At 53.0% G+C, this 3,022-nt stretch carries 1 rRNA gene; it reads left to right on the plus strand.

The window, feature by feature from the left end:
* Positions 1-3 precede the first annotated feature (3 nt).
* A 23S ribosomal RNA gene (locus tag D1970_RS18475) occupies positions 4-2,939 on the plus strand.
* Positions 2,940-3,022 lie beyond the last annotated feature (83 nt).

Genomic DNA, 3,022 nt, shown 5'->3' on the forward strand with positions numbered 1-3,022 from the left:
AATGGTTAAGTTAGAAAGGGCGCACGGTGGATGCCTTGGCACTAGGAGCCGATGAAGGACGGGACTAACACCGATATGCTTCGGGGAGCTGTAAGCAAGCTTTGATCCGGAGATTTCCGAATGGGGAAACCCACTGTCCGTAATGGGACAGTATCCATACCTGAATACATAGGGTATGGAAGGCAGACCCGGGGAACTGAAACATCTAAGTACCCGGAGGAAGAGAAAGCAAACGCGATTCCCTGAGTAGCGGCGAGCGAAACGGGATTAGCCCAAACCAGAAGGCTTGCCTTCTGGGGTTGTAGGACACTCAACATGGAGTTACAAAGGAACGGGGTAGATGAAGAGATCTGGAAAGGTCCGTCATAGAAGGTAAAAACCCTGTAGTTGAAACTTCGTTCCCTCCTGAGTGGATCCTGAGTACGGCGGGACACGTGAAATCCCGTCGGAAGCAGGGAGGACCATCTCCCAAGGCTAAATACTCCCTAGTGACCGATAGTGAACCAGTACCGTGAGGGAAAGGTGAAAAGCACCCCGGAAGGGGAGTGAAAAAGATCCTGAAACCGTGTGCCTACAAGTAGTCAGAGCCCGTTAATGGGTGATGGCGTGCCTTTTGTAGAATGAACCGGCGAGTTACGATCCCATGCAAGGTTAAGCTGATAAGGCGGAGCCGCAGCGAAAGCGAGTCTGAATAGGGCGATTTAGTATGTGGTCGTAGACCCGAAACCAGGTGATCTACCCATGTCCAGGGTGAAGGTAGGGTAACACCTACTGGAGGCCCGAACCCACGCACGTTGAAAAGTGCGGGGATGAGGTGTGGGTAGCGGAGAAATTCCAATCGAACCTGGAGATAGCTGGTTCTCTCCGAAATAGCTTTAGGGCTAGCCTCACGTAGTAAGAGTCTTGGAGGTAGAGCACTGTTTGGACTAGGGGCCCTCATCGGGTTACCGAATTCAGACAAACTCCGAATGCCAAAGACTTATCCGTGGGAGTCAGACTGCGAGTGATAAGATCCGTAGTCGAAAGGGAAACAGCCCAGACCACCAGCTAAGGTCCCAAAGTATACGTTAAGTGGAAAAGGATGTGGAGTTGCTTAGACAACCAGGATGTTGGCTTAGAAGCAGCCACCATTTAAAGAGTGCGTAATAGCTCACTGGTCGAGTGACTCTGCGCCGAAAATGTACCGGGGCTAAACGTATCACCGAAGCTGTGGGTGGACACCGTATGGTGTCCGCGGTAGGAGAGCGTTCTAAGGGCGTTGAAGCAAGACCGGAAGGACTTGTGGAGCGCTTAGAAGTGAGAATGCCGGTATGAGTAGCGAAAGATGGGTGAGAATCCCATCCACCGAATGCCTAAGGTTTCCTGAGGAAGGCTCGTCCTCTCAGGGTTAGTCGGGACCTAAGCCGAGGCCGAAAGGCGTAGGCGATGGACAACAGGTTGATATTCCTGTACCACCTTATGATCATTTGAGCAACGGGGGGACGCAGTAGGATAGGGTAAGCGCGCTGCTGGAATAGCGCGTCCAAGCAGTTAGGCTGCAAGCGAGGCAAATCCCGCTTGCGTGAAGGCTGAGCTGTGATGGCGAGGGAAATTACAGTACCGAAGTTCCTGATTCCACACTGCCAAGAAAAGCCTCTAGCGAGATCATGGGTGCCCGTACCGCAAACCGACACAGGTAGGCGAGGAGAGAATCCTAAGGTGTGCGAGAGAACTCTCGTTAAGGAACTCGGCAAAATGACCCCGTAACTTCGGGAGAAGGGGTGCTTTTTAGGGTGAATAGCCCGGAAAAGCCGCAGTGAATAGGCCCAGGCGACTGTTTAGCAAAAACACAGGTCTCTGCGAAGCCGCAAGGCGAAGTATAGGGGCTGACGCCTGCCCGGTGCTGGAAGGTTAAGAGGAGGGGTTAGCTCACGCGAAGCTCTGAATCGAAGCCCCAGTAAACGGCGGCCGTAACTATAACGGTCCTAAGGTAGCGAAATTCCTTGTCGGGTAAGTTCCGACCCGCACGAAAGGCGTAACGATCTGGGCACTGTCTCAACGAGAGACTCGGTGAAATTATAGTACCTGTGAAGATGCAGGTTACCCGCGACAGGACGGAAAGACCCCGTGGAGCTTTACTGCAGCCTGATATTGAATTTTGGTACAGCTTGTACAGGATAGGTAGGAGCCTTGGAAGCCGGAGCGCTAGCTTCGGTGGAGGCGTCGGTGGGATACTACCCTGGCTGTATTGAAATTCTAACCCGCGCCCCTTATCGGGGCGGGAGACAGTGTCAGGCGGGCAGTTTGACTGGGGCGGTCGCCTCCTAAAATGTAACGGAGGCGCCCAAAGGTTCCCTCAGAATGGTTGGAAATCATTCGCAGAGTGTAAAGGCACAAGGGAGCTTGACTGCGAGACCTACAAGTCGAGCAGGGACGAAAGTCGGGCTTAGTGATCCGGTGGTTCCGCATGGAAGGGCCATCGCTCAACGGATAAAAGCTACCCCGGGGATAACAGGCTTATCTCCCCCAAGAGTCCACATCGACGGGGAGGTTTGGCACCTCGATGTCGGCTCATCGCATCCTGGGGCTGTAGTCGGTCCCAAGGGTTGGGCTGTTCGCCCATTAAAGCGGTACGCGAGCTGGGTTCAGAACGTCGTGAGACAGTTCGGTCCCTATCCGTCGTGGGCGCAGGAAATTTGAGAGGAGCTGTCCTTAGTACGAGAGGACCGGGATGGACGCACCGCTGGTGTACCAGTTGTCTTGCCAAAGGCATAGCTGGGTAGCTATGTGCGGAAGGGATAAGTGCTGAAAGCATCTAAGCATGAAGCCCCCCTCAAGATGAGATTTCCCATAGCGCAAGCTAGTAAGATCCCTGAAAGATGATCAGGTTGATAGGTCAGAGGTGGAAGCGCGGTGACGTGTGGAGCTGACTGATACTAATAGATCGAGGACTTAACCTATTTTAAAATGCAGAGGCGTAAGCCGAAGCAAGGCATACTCAAACTTCTTTACCTTCTGAATACATTATCCAGTTTTGAGGGAA

The sequence above is a fragment of the Mesobacillus zeae genome (assembly GCF_003570705.1).
GTDB classification, from domain to species: domain Bacteria; phylum Bacillota; class Bacilli; order Bacillales; family Cytobacillaceae; genus Mesobacillus_C; species Mesobacillus_C zeae.